Genomic DNA, 13013 nt, shown 5'->3' on the forward strand with positions numbered 1-13013 from the left:
CCTGGGCGGTTTCGTCACCGCCGTCGACCGCCGCTTCCGCCGGCTGCCCGAGAAACCCTGATGTCCGCTACCCCGCCTCCCTCGAACCCGCCCCACCGCCTGCCGCCCGTCGCGGTCATCATCGGCGCGCTGTTCTTCCTCGGCCTGGTCGGGCTGATGCTCTACGGCGTCAGCCGCTCGGACCGGCCCAACCGCGACAGCCTGCCGTCGGCGCTGATCGGCAAGCCGGCGCCGGACTTCTCGCTGCCGGTGCTGCACGACCCCAGCGTCAAGGTCAGCGGCCGCGACCTGCGCGGCGCGCCCTACCTGCTCAACGTCTGGGGCAGCTGGTGCCCGACCTGCCGCGACGAACATCCCATCCTCACCCGTTTCGCCGAGACCAAGCGCGTGCGCGTGATCGGCTACAACTGGAAGGACGAGCGCGCCGACGCGCTGCGCTGGCTCGAACAGCTGGGCAATCCCTACATGGTGGTGGTGGCCGACGCGGAAGGCCGCACCGCGCTGGACTGGGGCATCGCCGCCGCGCCGGAGACCTTCCTGGTCGACGGCAGCGGCATCGTGCGCTGGAAGTACAGCGGCGCCATCACCCAGGACGTGCTCGACCGGCAGCTGATCCCGGCGCTGGAGAAGATCGAGGCCGGCGCCGGCGGGAAGAGCGCCCGATGAAACGGCTGGCGGCCATGCTGCTGGGGCTGTGCCTGCCATGGCTGGCGATGGCCCAGCCGATGGGCGACCCGGCCCCGCTGCAGTACCGCGACCGCGCCGAGGAAGCCCGCTTCCACGCGCTGGCCGCCGAACTGCGCTGCGTGCAGTGCCAGAACCAGTCGCTGGCCGACTCCAACGCGCAGATCGCCCACGACCTGCGCCGCGAGGTCCTCCACCTCATGCGCGAAGGCCGCAGCGACGCGCAGATCAAGCAGTTCCTGGTCGAGCGCTACGGCGAGTTCGTGCTCTACCGCCCGCGCATGGAAGGCAGCACCCTGCTGCTGTGGCTGGGCCCGGGCATCCTGCTGCTGGCCGGCGCGGCGCTGCTGCTGGTGCACGTGAAACGGCGCGGACGCGTCCTGCCCGCACCCGCCGCCGAAGACGCCAACCAGGACGAACGCGAATGGTGAAGGCGGTCTTCCTGTCGCTGGCCGCGCTGCTGGCCGCCGTCGCCGGCGGCGCCATGCTGTGGCCGCTGCTGCGCGCCGGCAAGCGCGCGATCTGGGGCACGCTGGTGGCGTCGATGGCGGTGGCCACCGTGGGCCTGTACCTGTGGCTGGGAACGCCTGCCGCGCTGCAGTCGCGCAGCGCCGAGGCCCCGCAGAGCCTGGAGCAGGCGGTCGAACAACTGCGCGCCGTGCTCGACGAACACCCCGAACGCACCGAGGGCTGGGTCCTGCTGGCCCGTTCGCAGCTCGAGCTCGGACGCATGGCCGATGCCGCCGCCTCGTTCGAACGTGCGCTGCAGCTGGCGCCGGACCAGCCCGAACTGCTGATCGAGGCCGCGCAGGCGCGCGCCCGCGCGCATCCGAAGATGCTGTTCGACGACACCGGCCTGCAATGGCTGCAGCACGCCCGCCAGGTGGCGCCGGACAGCGAACGCGCCCTGTGGCTGATCGGCATCGTGCAGCGCCAGCGCGGCCAGGATGAAGCCGCCGTGCGCACCTGGGAAAGCCTGCTGCCGCGCCTGGAGCCCAACGCCGCCGCCGCGCTGCGCGAGCAGATCGATGCCGCCCGCGCCGACGCCGGCCTGCCGCCGTCCACACCCGCCGCGCCCGCCCCTGCCGCCACCGGCACCGCGGGCAGCCACGCCATCACCGTACGGGTCGCGCTGGCGCCCGCGCTGCAGGCCCGCGTCGCCGCCGGCAAGGACACGCTGTTCGTCATCGCCCGCGTTCCCGGCGGCCCGCCGATGCCGGTCGCGGTCGAGCGGCACCCGGCGCAGTCCGGGCCGCTGACGGTCACGCTCGACGACGCCGACAGCCCGATGCCGACGCAGAAGCTTTCCGCGCTGGGCGAGGTGGAAGTGTTCGCGCGCCTGTCCGCCAGCGGCACGGCGATGCGCCAGGAAGGCGATGTGGAATCCGCACCGGTCAAGGTCGCCCTCCCTGCGAGTGAACCACTGCACATCACACTCGGCCAGCCGTGATTCCTCCGCCGGAGCGAATGCCGTGAACCAGGACGAAATCAAGCGGCTGTTCGATCAGCAGGCGGCCGGCTACGACGCGCAGTGGGCCAGGACCCAGCCGATCCGCGATTGCCTGCACCTGCTGCTGGATTCGGCCTTCGCCACACTGCCTGGGGATGCCCGCATTCTCTGTATCGGGGTCGGAACCGGCGCGGAATTGATGCACCTTGCCCGGAACCACCCCGGTTGGCAGTTCACCGCGGTGGAGCCTTCCGGCGCGATGCTCGCCATCTGCCGCCAGGCGGCCGACCGGGAAAACGTTTCGGCGCGCTGCCATTTCCATGAAGGCTACCTGGAGTCGCTCGCCGCCACGGGCAGCTTCGACGCGGCTACCTGCTTGCTCGTATCCCAGTTCATTCTCGATCCGGCGGCCCGTACCGGATTCTTCCGGGAAATCGCGCGTAGGCTTGCGCCCGGGGGAATCCTCGCAAGCTCCGACCTGGCCTCGGATGTGGCCTCGCCCGCCTACGACGTGCTCCTGCGCGCATGGACGAACCTCATGGCCGCCGCCGATGTTCCGGCCGAAGCCATGGAACGCATACGCGATGCTTACGCTAGGGATGTCGGGATACTTCCGCCGGACCGGATCGCCTCGATCATCGCCGCAGGCGGTTTCCAGCCGCCCGTGCCGTTCTTCCAGGCCGGCCTGATCCACGGCTGGCTGTCCAGGCGCGGGAATCACGCGCCCTGAGCCCCGCCGGTCAGGCGAGCGGCGCGTATCGGCGCCTATCCTGTTCCGACAGGAAACACTCCACGGCGGGTGCGCCGGCATCATCCCCTTCGGCCGTGGTAACCACGCCTCATGCCCTGATAACACCGGGGCATCAGGTGAGGTCCACGTATCGGCGCACGGCCGGTAGAATCGGCCGATGACCGAGTTCATCCCCGAAGGCAGCCGCTTCCACGCGCTCGCCTCGCCCTTCCCGATGAAGCGTGGCGGCCAGCTGCACGGCGCGCGCGTGGCCTACGAGACCTGGGGCACGCTGGCCGACGATGCCGGCAACGCCATCCTGATCGTCACCGGCCTGTCGCCCGATGCCCATGCCGCCAGCCATCCGGGCAACACCGCTCCGGGCTGGTGGGAGCCGATGCTCGGCCCCGGCAAACCGATCGACACCGACCGCTGGTTCGTCGTCTGCGTCAATTCGCTGGGCAGCTGCAAGGGCTCCACCGGCCCGGCCTCGCTCGACCCGGCCACCGGCGAACCCTACCGGTTGTCGTTCCCCGAACTGTCGGTGGAAGACATCGCCGATGCCGCGGCCGCGGTGGTGCGCGCGCTCGGCATCGCGCAGCTGGCATGCCTGATCGGCAACTCGATGGGCGGCATGACCGCGCTGGCGCTGCTGCTGCGGCATCCCGGCATCGCCCGCACCCACATCAACATCTCCGGCAGCGCGCAGGCGCTGCCCTTCTCCATCGCCATCCGCTCGCTGCAGCGCGAGGCGATCCGCCTGGACCCGGCCTGGAACGGCGGCGACTACGACGAGGCGCACTACCCCGAATCGGGCATGCGCATGGCGCGCAAGCTCGGCGTCATCACCTACCGTTCGGCGCTGGAGTGGGATGGCCGCTTCGGCCGCGTGCGGCTGGATTCGGAGCAGAACGACGACGATCCGTTCGGCCTCGAGTTCCAGGTCGAAAGCTACCTGGAAGGCCATGCGCGCCGCTTCGTGCGCCGCTTCGATCCCAACTGCTACCTGTACCTGGGCCGCGCGATGGACTGGTTCGACCTGGCCGAGTACGGCGACGGCGACGTGATGGCGGGACTGGCGAAGATCCGCGTGCAGCGCGCACTGGCCATCGGCGCCAACACCGACATCCTGTTCCCGGTCGAACAGCAGCAGCAGGTCGCCGACGGCCTGCGCGCCGGCGGCGCCGACACCCGGTTCATCGGCATGGATTCGCCGCAGGGCCACGATGCCTTCCTGGTCGACTACGACCGTTACGGCCCGGCGGTACGCGGTTTCCTCGACACCCTGCCGCTCCGTTGACCGACGGCGCGGTGGCGCGGCTGCCTACGCGCCTTTCCGTCCACGGCTGATCCAGCGGCCGTCGCCGTGCACGCATGCTGTCCCTGCGCCATCACGTGGAGGGACCATGCGACGCCTGCCGACACTGCTGCTGTATCTGTTGCTGCTGCCGCTGGTCGCGGCGGCGGCCGCGCCTCCGCTGATGCTGGCCGGCCAATGGCGCGACGGGCCGGACGTGTCCCGCTACTGGGTGAGCGAGAAGCTCGACGGCGTGCGTGCGCGCTGGGACGGACGCACGCTGTGGACGCGCGCCGGCCACCGCATCGATGCCCCGGACGGATTCACCCGCGGCTGGCCACTACAACCGCTGGATGGCGAACTGTGGGCAGGCCGCGGCCGTTTCGAGCAGGCCAGCGGCACCGTGCGCCTGCATCCGCCTGATGTTGACGGCTGGCGGAATCTGCGTTTCATGGCCTTCGACCTGCCCGGGCATGCCGGCACCTTCGACCAGCGCCTGGCGGCGCTGCGCGTACTGGTCGCCCGTGCCGCCTCGCCCACGCTCGGGCTCATCGCACAACAGCGCATCGCCGACACCGCGACGCTGCATCGCCACCTGGCGGTCACCGTGGCGGCCGGCGGCGAAGGCCTGATGCTGCACCACCAGGACAACCCCTACCGCGCCGGTCGCAGCGATGGCCTGCTCAAGCTCAAGCCGTGGGACGACGCGGAGGCGCGCGTGGTCGCGCACCTGCCCGGCAAGGGCAAATACGCGGGCATGCTCGGCGCACTGCTGGTGGAACGCGCCGACGGCGCGCGCTTCCGCATCGGCAGCGGCTTCAAGGACGCCCAGCGCATGGCGCCGCCGCCCATCGGCAGCGTGGTCACCTACCGCTACAACGGCGCGACCACGAACGGCCTGCCACGGTTCGCGCGGTTCCTGCGCGTGCGCGAAGAGTTGCCCCCGGGCAATGGCGACTGATGCGCGCGGCGCGCACCATCAGCCTCGACCGGCCCGCCGGAAACTACTTTCCGGCAAGCGGCAGCGCGTACCGCACCAGCGACACCAGGGTCTTGCCCGGTTCCTCGTTCATCACCTCGTGCGCGGAATCCTCGAACCACACCAGCTGCTTCGATGGAGCCTGCACGCGCTCGAACCACTCGGCCGCCAGGCTCGAGGACACGTTGTAGTCGTGGCGTCCCAGGAACAGCAGCAGCGGGCAATCCAGCGTGCGTACCTGCCCCATGTCCAGCGTCAGCACTTCGGCGAGCAGATGCTGGACCGAGAAATCGTTGGCGGCCCATACGCCGGCCACGTCCGCGTCGCTGTACTCCGGCGACAGGCGGATCGCCGCCGCCTCGGCGTCGCCACCACGGCGGTTGTGGACCATGCCGCCATAGTGGTTGAGCCACCTGCGCTGCTTCATCAGGTCGGCCAGCGGCACCGGCGTGTTGCCCGCCGCGTAGGGCGCAAGCGATTCCAGCTCGGCGACGGCGGCCGCGTTGCCGTCGCGGCGCGCCTGTTCCCGCGTCCACGCCCAGCCCCGGCGTTCGCTTTCCGGCGCATCGGTGATCTGCCCGATGCCGATATAGGCATGCAGCCACTGCGGCTTGCGCTGTGCCAGTTCCAGGCCAAGGTAACTGCCCCAGGAATGGCCCAGGACGAAGACCTTGTCCTGGCCGAACTCGCGGCGCAGCCACGCGACCATCTCCACCGCGTCCTGGACCATGCGCTCGCGCGTCATCGTCGGCGCGAGCGTCGCCGGACCGTTCTCGACGTAGGTCTTGCCGGCGCCGCGCTGGTCCCACTGCACGACGGTGAAATATTCCTCCCAGCCGCGCTGGAAGTACCAGCTGCCCGGCATGGCCACCCAGCCCGGGCCGCCGTGCAGCATCAGCAGCACCGGATTGCGGCGGTCGTTGCCGCGGATCGACACCCATTGCTCGATGCCGCCGATACGCACCTTCTCCAGCCGCTCGACGCCTTCATCGGTAACGACGCGGCGCATGTCGGCGACGATCTTGGTGGCCTCCGCGCGGCTGGACGGCGCCACGGCCGGGGCCGGCGCGGCGACGCAGGTCCCGGCCAGGAGCAGCGTGGCAAGCAGCAGGAAGCATCGCGGGAAAAGCGGGGTGCGCATGATCGGTACCGTGCGGAAGCGGACACGCATGGTAACAACCATGCGAACGGCGGGCCGCCTGGCGATGGCGCGCGCGCTGTTGCGCGGCGCGCCGCTGACGCGGCCGGCCGCTCACTCCAGCGCGCTGTCGTCCGTCCCGGGCCGCAGGCGGCCCTGCTGCAGGCGGTACTGGCGATGCACCACGCCTTGCGGCAGATGGCCATGGGTGATCACCAGCAGGCTGCGCGATCCCAGCGCGGCGGCCAGATCGACGAGCAGCGCGTCGGCGGTATCCACGTCCAGGCCTTCGGTGGGCTCGTCGAGCACCATCAGCGGCGCGTCGCGCAACAGCGCGCGCGCCATCGCCAGGCGGCGCGCCTGCCCGGCGGACAGGGTGGCGCCGTTCTCGCCGACCCATGCCGACACCCCGCCCTGCCGTCGCGCCCAGTCGCCCAGCCGCACCTGTTCCAGTACCGCCCACAACCGCGCTTCGTCGGCCTGCGGATCGCCCAGCCGCAGGTTGTCGGCGATGCTGCCGGCGAACACCGGCGCGCCCTGCGGCAACCAGGCGATGCGCCGATGCCAGTCGTCCTGCGCCACCTCGCGCAGGTCCACGCCGCCGTAGCGCACCGCCCCGTGCTGCGGATCCCACAGCCGCAGCAGCAGGGCCGACAGCGTGGTCTTGCCGCAGCCGCTGTCGCCGCGGATCGCGATGCGCTCGCCGGGCCGCAGCTGCAGGTCGATGCCATCCAGCAGGGGGCGGGTTTCCCCCGGCCAGGCGAACACCACCCGCTCGAACGAGACCGTGGCCTCTTCCGGCAACGGCCGCGGCTGCGCGGGGTCGGCCACCGATGGCGGCTGTTCGACGATGGCCTGCAGCCGCGCCGCCGATACGCGTGCCGACTGCAGCGCCTGCCAGGCCAGGCCGCAGCCGGCGGCGACTTCCAGCACCGCCACGGTCAGGAACACCAGCGTGGCCGCCAGCGGCGCATCCACCCTGCCTTGCTGGAAGGCGGAAAGCGCGAGCCACAGCATCGCCAGCAGCCCCAGGCCGGCGCAGGTCGAATGCAGCACGTTGCCGGCGATCAGGCGGCCGCGGCGGCGGTGGTCGTCCGCCGCGAGCTGGTGCGCCGCGGCATCGACGCGGCCACGCCAGTCCTCGCGCGCTTCCAGGGCGGTGAGGTCGGCGGCGCCTTCCAGCCCCTCGTAGGCCAACGTGCGCAACAGGGCGCGATGACGCGCACGCTCCACCTCGCCGGCCTCGCCGTGGCGCACCGCCAGCACCGGCACGCCGATGCCGACCAGCAGCGACAGCAGGAGCAGCAGCGCCGCCGCGGGCCAATGGATGCACGCGGCGACCGCGATCGCCGCCAGCGCGATGCCGGCCAGCGCGAGCAACGGCCCCAGCGCCCGCACCAGCAGTCCGTCGACCTCGCCGATGTCGGACATCAGCCGCGCCAGCAGTTCGCCGGTGCGCGTGCCGCCCAGGCGCGCCGGCGCCAGCGGCAGTGCGCGCCGGAAGAACCAGACCCGCAAGTCGCGGGCAATGCGCAGGGTGGCGTCGTGGCCGACCAGCTTCTCGAAGTAGCGCGAAACGATGCGCACCAGGGTCAACGTGCGGATTCCGGCCGAGGGCGAGAAGAAGTTGAACGTGGCGCCCGCCCCCAGCGCGCCGGCCAGCGCGGCGGCGGTCAGGAAGCCGCCGGACAGCCCCAGCAGGCCGACGCCGGCCAGCATCGTCACCAGCAGCAGCACCACCGCGCCCAGCAGGCGCCAGCGGTGCCGCGTGAACACCGCGCGCAGGGAATCGTCGCCGCTCATGCGCGCGCCTCGTCGTGCAGCCGCACCACGCGATCGGCCCACCGCATCGCCGCCGCGCTGTGCGTGGCCATCAGCACCGCGCGGCCGCGGGTGAAACAGGCCAGCGACCGCAGCAGGTCGGCCTCGGTTTGCGGATCGAGGAAGGCGGTGGGTTCGTCCAGCAGCAGCAGGTCCGGATCGCGCAGCAGCAACCGCGCCAGCCCGATGCGCCGCGCCTCGCCGCCGGACAGGCCGAAGCCGCGCTCGCCGATCACCGTGTCCAGCCCACGCGGCAACTGCCCGGCGAAACGCATCACCTGCGCCACCTCGGCCACCGCGCGCAGCCGCGCATCGCTGGCGCCGGGATCGGCCAGACGCAGGTTCTCGGCGATGGAACCATGGAAGAGATACGGGCGCTGCCCGGCATACCCCACGCGCACGCCTTCGCGCCGCGCGATGCGCCCGCCGCGCAGCGGCAACCAGCCGGCCAGCGCCTCCAGCAGCGTGCTCTTGCCACTGCCGCTGGGACCGACCAGGGCCAGGCGCTGCCCGGCCTGGATGTCCAGCGAGAAATCCGTCAACACATCGTGGCCGGCGCCCACCGGGCGCAGCACCAGCGACTCGGCCACCAGCAGCGGCGCATGCGCCTGCGCCGGTTCCGGTGCGCACACCGCCACCGCCGGCGTCGCGGCGTCCGCCGGCTCGCCGCCGCCCTCCAGCAGGCGCTCGACCTCGCCGGCGGCGGCCAGCGCGTTGGCGCGGTCGTGGTAGTGCGCGGCCAGCCGCCGCAGCGGCGCGTAGAACTCCGGCGCCAGCAGCAGGCAGAACACGCCGGTGCCCAGCGTCGGCACCGTGGCATGCAGCGACAGCATGCCCAGGTAGCTCAGGCCCAGGTACAGCGCCACCATCGCCACGCTCACCGAGGCGAAGAACTCGAGCACGGTGGAGGACAGGAAGGCGATGCGCAGCACCTTCATGGTGCGCACGCGCACGCCTTCGGCGGCGCCGGCGACGCCGGCCAGTTCGTCCTCGCCGCGTCCATACAGGCGCAGCAGTCCCAGGCCCTTGATGCGGTCGGCGAAATGCCCGCCCATGCGCGCCAGTTCCTGCAGCTGCTCGCGGCCGGCGGCTTCGGCGCCCCAGCCCACCAGCATCATGAACACCGGCACCAGCGGCCCGGTGCACAGCAGGATCAGGGCCACGGTCCAGTCGACCCATGCCACCGCCGCGACGATCAGCAGCGGCACCACCATGACCTCCACGCGCACCGGCTGGTAGCCGGCGTAGTAGCCCTCGATGGCGTCGCCATGGGCGAGCAGCAGTTCGCCCAGTTCGCCGCTGCGCTGCCGGCGCAGCCACAGCGGCCCCTTGCCGAGCAGGCGCCGGTAGACCTGGCCACGCAGCGCCAGGCGCGCGGCGTCGGCCACTTCGCCGGCGGCCTTCTGCGACAGGCCGCCCAGCGCGCTGCGCAGCAACAGGACCAGCGCCAGCGCGCCGAATGCCGGGCCCAGCTGCGCGAGCGGGCGATGCTCGACAAGCGCGCCCTGGATCAGCCAGGCGACCGCGCCGGCCTGCGCGACCAGCAGTGCGCCGGACAGGCATGCCGCCAGCGCCGCGACCCGCTGCCGCCCGCGCACCGTCCCGGCCAGCGCGGACAGCCATTGCTCATGCCGGCGGCGCTGCTGGCGCGCGGCGTCGGCCGGGGGTGAAGCCTCACTCAAGACGGGCAACCTGCAGGGAAGGATCGATTCATCGGCGCGCGCATGATCGCATCCGCGCGCCGCACGTTCACCGCTGCGACGCCATGTCGCATTGATCCAGGTCAAGGGCGGGATCACCATTCATTACCGAGAATTCACAACACTTCCCCCGTATCGCCCCCATGATGCACCAAACCCGAAAGGTAGCCAGGCCATGATCGACACGACCGTCGTAGATCTGTCGCGCCTGCAGTTCGCGCTGACAGTGATGTACCACTTCCTGTTCGTTCCCCTGACCCTGGGACTGTCTTTCCTGATCGCGATCATGGAAAGCGTCTACGTGATGACCGGCAAGGACGTCTGGCGGCGCATGACGCTGTTCTGGGGCGTGCTGTTCGGCATCAACTTCGCCATGGGCGTGGGCACCGGCATCGTCATGGAATTCCAGTTCGGCATGAACTGGTCGTACTACAGCCACTACGTCGGCGACATCTTCGGCGCGCCGCTGGCCATCGAGGGCCTGATGGCGTTCTTCCTGGAAGCCACCTTCATCGGCCTGTTCTTCTTCGGCTGGAGCCGCCTGAGCAAGGTGCAGCACCTGACGGTCACCTGGCTGATGGCGCTGGGCACCAACCTGTCGGCGCTGTGGATCCTGATCGCCAACGGCTGGATGCAGCTGCCGGTCGGGGCGGTGTTCAACCCCGAAACCATGCGCATGGAAGTCGTGGACTTCATGGCGGTGCTGTTCAACCCGGTGGCGCAGGCCAAGTTCGTGCACACGGTCTCGGCCGGCTACGTCACCGGCGCGGTGTTCGTGATGTCGATCAGCGCCTTCTACCTGCTGCGCAACCGGCACCACGACGTGGCGCGCCGCTCGTTCGCGGTGGCCGCCGCGTTCGGCCTGCTGTCCTCGCTGTCGGTGGTGGTGCTGGGCGACGAGAGCGGCTATGCCGCCAGCGAGCACCAGAAGATGAAGCTGGCCGCGATCGAGGCCATGTGGGAGACCGAGCCGGCGCCGGCCGATTTCACCGCCTTCGGCATTCCCAACCAGCAAACCCACCGCAACGACTACGCGATCAAGATTCCCTACCTGATGGGGCTGATCGCGACCCGCTCGCTGGACCAGCCCATTCCCGGCATCCTGGAACTGGTCGAGCGCGCCGAACACCGCATCCGCGGCGGCCAGCTGGCCTATGGCGCGCTGGAACGCATCCGCGCCGACCGCAACGATATGCAGGCGCGCGAGATGTTCGACCGCCACTGGCAGGACCTGGGCCACGGCCTGCTGCTCAAGCGCTACCGCGACGACATCCTCAACGCGACGCCGGAGGAGATCTCGCGCGCGGCGATGGACACGGTGCCGACCGTGATGCCGCTGTTCTGGACCTTCCGCGTCATGGCCGGGCTGGGCTTCTACCTGATCGCCTTCTTCGCGGTGGCGTTCTACTACTCGTGCCGCAACAACTTCCAGAGCAAGCGCACCTTCCTGAAGATCGCGCTGTGGACGCTGCCGGCGCCGTGGATCGCGATCGAGTGCGGCTGGTTCGTCGCCGAGTACGGCCGCCAGCCGTGGGCGGTGGACGGCGTGCTGCCCACCTTCTACGCGGCCTCGGGCCTGGCGCTGCACCAGATCCTGCTGACCCTGACCGGCTTCGTCGCCCTGTACACGGTGCTGATGATCATCGAGATCAAGCTGATGCTGAAGGCCATCGCCAAGGGCCCGGACGCGATCCTGCCCTCGCTGCAGCCGCCGGCATCCCCGCACGCCGCCGCGCCAGCGTCCGGCCAGGCCTGAGGCAAGGAGACTCCCATGGACTTCATTCTTCTGGACTACACCACGCTGCGCGTGATCTGGTGGCTGCTGCTGGGCGTGCTGCTGATCGGCTTTGCGGTGATGGACGGTTTCGACCTGGGCGTGGGCACGCTGCTGCCGTTCGTGGCGCGGACCGACGACGAACGCCGGCTGGTGATCAACACCGTCGGCCCGGTATGGGAAGGCAACCAGGTGTGGCTGATCCTCGGCGGCGGCGCGATCTTCGCCGCGTGGCCGCCGCTGTACGCGGTGAGCTTCTCCGGGTTCTACCTGGCGATGTTCCTGATCCTGTTCGCGCTGATCCTGCGCCCGGTCGGCTTCAAGTACCGCGGCAAGCTGCCCAGCCAGACCTGGCGCGAGAACTGGGACCGCGCCCTGTTCGTCGGCGGCTTCGTGCCGGCGCTGATCATGGGCGTGGCCGTGGGCAACGTGCTGCTCGGCGTGCCGTTCCACTTCGACGACAGCCAGCGCGTGTTCTACACCGGCGGCTTCTTCGGCCTGCTGACGCCGTTCGCGCTGCTTGCCGGCCTGCTCAGCGTGGCGATGCTGGTCGCCCACGGCGCGGCCATGCTGGTGCTCAAGACCGACGGCCCGGTGGCCGAACGCGCCGCGCGCCTGGGCAGCATCGCCGCGCTGGCCAGCTTCGTGCTGTTCGCCGCCGGCGGCGCCTGGGTCGCGCTGGGCCTGCCCGGCTATGCCATCACCTCGCAGGTGGTGACCGACGGTGCCAGCAATCCGCTGCTGAAGACCGTCCAGGTCACCGGCGCCGGCGGCTGGATGCACAACTACACGACCATGCCAGCCACGATCCTGGCGCCGGCCGCGGGCCTGCTCGGCGCGCTGGCGTCCGCGCTGCTGCTGCGCGCGCGCCGCGGCGGCCTGGCCTTCGTCGCATCGGGCGCCTCGATCGCCGGCATCATCCTCACCGTCGGCTTCGCGCTGTTCCCGTTCCTGCTGCCCTCCTCCAGCCAGCCCGGCTCCAGCCTGACCGCCTGGGACGCCTCCTCCAGCCACCTGACCCTGTGGGTGATGCTGCTGGCCACCGCGCTGCTGCTGCCCATCGTCGTGGCCTACACGCTGTGGGTGTACCGCGTGCTCAAGGGCAAGACCACGCTGGACGAAATGGGCGACAACCCGAATGCGTACTGACCACCACGCGCGCCCATCGCGCGCCTTCTGAAGGAGTCTTCCCATGTGGTACTTCGCCTGGATACTCGGTGTCGGCCTGGCTTCCACCGTCGCCATCCTCAACGGCATGTGGTTCGAGGCCCGCGAACAGCGCAGGATCGAAACGAAGCGATAGCGATCGCGCTTTCCGGTATTGCAAGAATGCGTGCCGGAGAGTATCTTTCCGCCTCCTTCGCGGGGTGTAGCTCAGTCTGGTAGAGCGCTACGTTCGGGACGTAGAGGTCGCAGGTTCGAATCCTGTCTCCCCGACCA

The 13013-nt window shown here is 70.6% G+C and carries 12 protein-coding genes and 1 tRNA gene; 10 read left to right on the top strand and 3 right to left on the bottom strand.

Annotation, left to right across the window (positions count from 1 at the left end; genetic code table 11):
- The first annotated feature begins 60 nt into the window (after positions 1-60).
- The 6 genes from CQ393_RS17705 (at position 61) to CQ393_RS17730 (ending at position 5122) form a co-directional block, all read left to right on the top strand.
- Positions 61-666 carry a DsbE family thiol:disulfide interchange protein gene (locus CQ393_RS17705; protein ID WP_153193607.1) on the top strand — a complete coding sequence of 202 codons (606 nt, stop codon included), beginning with the start codon at positions 61-63 and terminating at the stop codon, positions 664-666.
- Complete coding sequence (locus tag CQ393_RS17710) at positions 663-1115, top strand: cytochrome c-type biogenesis protein (protein ID WP_153193609.1); 453 nt, start codon at positions 663-665, stop codon at positions 1113-1115. The genes CQ393_RS17705 and CQ393_RS17710 overlap by 4 nt, the downstream gene beginning before the upstream one ends.
- A complete protein-coding gene (locus tag CQ393_RS18380) occupies positions 1109-2134 on the top strand; it encodes a tetratricopeptide repeat protein (RefSeq protein WP_153193611.1) in 1026 nt (341 codons plus the stop codon). The genes CQ393_RS17710 and CQ393_RS18380 overlap by 7 nt, the downstream gene beginning before the upstream one ends.
- 22 nt (positions 2135-2156) lie before the next feature.
- Positions 2157-2864, top strand: a complete 708-nt coding sequence (locus CQ393_RS17720) for a class I SAM-dependent methyltransferase (protein WP_343200031.1) — start codon at positions 2157-2159, stop codon at positions 2862-2864.
- A 178-nt stretch (positions 2865-3042) separates the two neighbouring features.
- Complete coding sequence (locus tag CQ393_RS17725) at positions 3043-4164, top strand: homoserine O-acetyltransferase (protein ID WP_153193616.1); 1122 nt, start codon at positions 3043-3045, stop codon at positions 4162-4164.
- Between the two features lie 106 nt (positions 4165-4270).
- The gene (locus CQ393_RS17730; RefSeq protein ID WP_153193618.1) at positions 4271-5122 is read left to right on the top strand and encodes a DNA ligase; all 852 of its coding nucleotides are present in this window, start codon (positions 4271-4273) and stop codon (positions 5120-5122) included.
- Positions 5123-5165: 43 nt separating this feature from the next.
- Here the strand turns inward: CQ393_RS17730 and CQ393_RS17735 are convergent, their stop codons facing one another.
- The 3 genes from CQ393_RS17735 to cydD form a co-directional block, all read right to left on the bottom strand.
- The gene (locus CQ393_RS17735; RefSeq protein ID WP_153193620.1) at positions 5166-6281 is read right to left on the bottom strand and encodes an alpha/beta hydrolase; all 1116 of its coding nucleotides are present in this window, start codon (positions 6279-6281) and stop codon (positions 5166-5168) included.
- A gap of 111 nt (positions 6282-6392) precedes the next feature.
- Complete coding sequence (cydC, locus tag CQ393_RS17740; protein WP_153193622.1) at positions 6393-8081, bottom strand: thiol reductant ABC exporter subunit CydC; 1689 nt, start codon at positions 8079-8081, stop codon at positions 6393-6395.
- On the bottom strand, positions 8078-9781 hold the full coding sequence (cydD, locus tag CQ393_RS17745) for a thiol reductant ABC exporter subunit CydD (protein ID WP_228114657.1): 1704 nt from the start codon (positions 9779-9781) through the stop codon (positions 8078-8080). Before cydD ends, cydC begins: the two co-directional genes overlap by 4 nt.
- Before the next feature lie 193 nt (positions 9782-9974).
- On the opposite strand from cydD, the gene CQ393_RS17750 reads away from it, so the two are divergent.
- From CQ393_RS17750 to CQ393_RS17765, 4 genes are all read left to right on the top strand, one after another.
- Complete coding sequence (locus CQ393_RS17750; RefSeq protein WP_153193626.1) at positions 9975-11555, top strand: cytochrome ubiquinol oxidase subunit I; 1581 nt, start codon at positions 9975-9977, stop codon at positions 11553-11555.
- Between the two features lie 15 nt (positions 11556-11570).
- On the top strand, positions 11571-12722 hold the full coding sequence (gene cydB / locus CQ393_RS17755; protein ID WP_153193628.1) for a cytochrome d ubiquinol oxidase subunit II: 1152 nt from the start codon (positions 11571-11573) through the stop codon (positions 12720-12722).
- Between the two features lie 43 nt (positions 12723-12765).
- The gene (gene cydX, locus CQ393_RS17760; RefSeq protein WP_153193630.1) at positions 12766-12876 is read left to right on the top strand and encodes a cytochrome bd-I oxidase subunit CydX; all 111 of its coding nucleotides are present in this window, start codon (positions 12766-12768) and stop codon (positions 12874-12876) included.
- A gap of 60 nt (positions 12877-12936) precedes the next feature.
- A tRNA-Pro gene (locus CQ393_RS17765) sits at positions 12937-13013 on the top strand.

Source organism: Stenotrophomonas sp. MYb238, from assembly GCF_009496535.1.
In the GTDB taxonomy this organism is placed as follows: domain Bacteria; phylum Pseudomonadota; class Gammaproteobacteria; order Xanthomonadales; family Xanthomonadaceae; genus Stenotrophomonas.

Coding starts and splice junctions, on each gene's coding strand:
- CQ393_RS17705 (WP_153193607.1), top strand. CDS start 61: ATGTCCGCTACCCCGCCTCCCTCGAACCCGCCCCACCGCCTGCCGCCC.
- CQ393_RS17710 (WP_153193609.1), top strand. CDS start 663: ATGAAACGGCTGGCGGCCATGCTGCTGGGGCTGTGCCTGCCATGGCTG.
- CQ393_RS18380 (WP_153193611.1), top strand. CDS start 1,109: ATGGTGAAGGCGGTCTTCCTGTCGCTGGCCGCGCTGCTGGCCGCCGTC.
- CQ393_RS17725 (WP_153193616.1), top strand. CDS start 3,043: ATGACCGAGTTCATCCCCGAAGGCAGCCGCTTCCACGCGCTCGCCTCG.
- CQ393_RS17730 (WP_153193618.1), top strand. CDS start 4,271: ATGCGACGCCTGCCGACACTGCTGCTGTATCTGTTGCTGCTGCCGCTG.
- CQ393_RS17735 (WP_153193620.1), bottom strand. CDS start 6,281: ATGCGCACCCCGCTTTTCCCGCGATGCTTCCTGCTGCTTGCCACGCTG.
- cydC (WP_153193622.1), bottom strand. CDS start 8,081: ATGAGCGGCGACGATTCCCTGCGCGCGGTGTTCACGCGGCACCGCTGG.
- CQ393_RS17750 (WP_153193626.1), top strand. CDS start 9,975: ATGATCGACACGACCGTCGTAGATCTGTCGCGCCTGCAGTTCGCGCTG.
- cydB (WP_153193628.1), top strand. CDS start 11,571: ATGGACTTCATTCTTCTGGACTACACCACGCTGCGCGTGATCTGGTGG.
- cydX (WP_153193630.1), top strand. CDS start 12,766: ATGTGGTACTTCGCCTGGATACTCGGTGTCGGCCTGGCTTCCACCGTC.